This window comes from Pseudomonas sp. SWRI154 (genome assembly GCF_014268645.1).
Lineage (GTDB): Bacteria > Pseudomonadota > Gammaproteobacteria > Pseudomonadales > Pseudomonadaceae > Aquipseudomonas > Aquipseudomonas marvdashtae.
The window spans coordinates 1-204 of record NZ_JABWQW010000112.1 but is presented as its reverse complement, the minus strand read 5'-3'; the positions used below and the strand labels follow the sequence as shown (position 1 = coordinate 204).

Annotated in this window: 1 protein-coding gene; it reads left to right on the top strand. The window is 61.8% G+C overall.

Features of this window, described 5'->3' with window-relative positions; genetic code table 11:
- Nucleotides 1-204 (top strand): immunoglobulin-like domain-containing protein (locus tag HU806_RS26365; protein WP_186615837.1); only part of this gene is annotated, 204 nt, incomplete at both ends.

Sequence of the window (204 nt, the reverse complement as noted above, 5' to 3'; positions counted from 1 at the left end):
TCAACGACACCACCACCGTGACGCTGACCGCCACACCGACCGTCAACGAAAACGGCACCATCACCTACACCGCCACTTTGACTGGTGCCGACGGCAAACCGGTCACCGCGCAAAACGGTCCGGTCACCGTGACTTTGGACAGTGGCAAAACCATCACCATCGCTGCCGGCGCAAGTTCGGGTGCGCTCGATGTGCCGGTCGGTA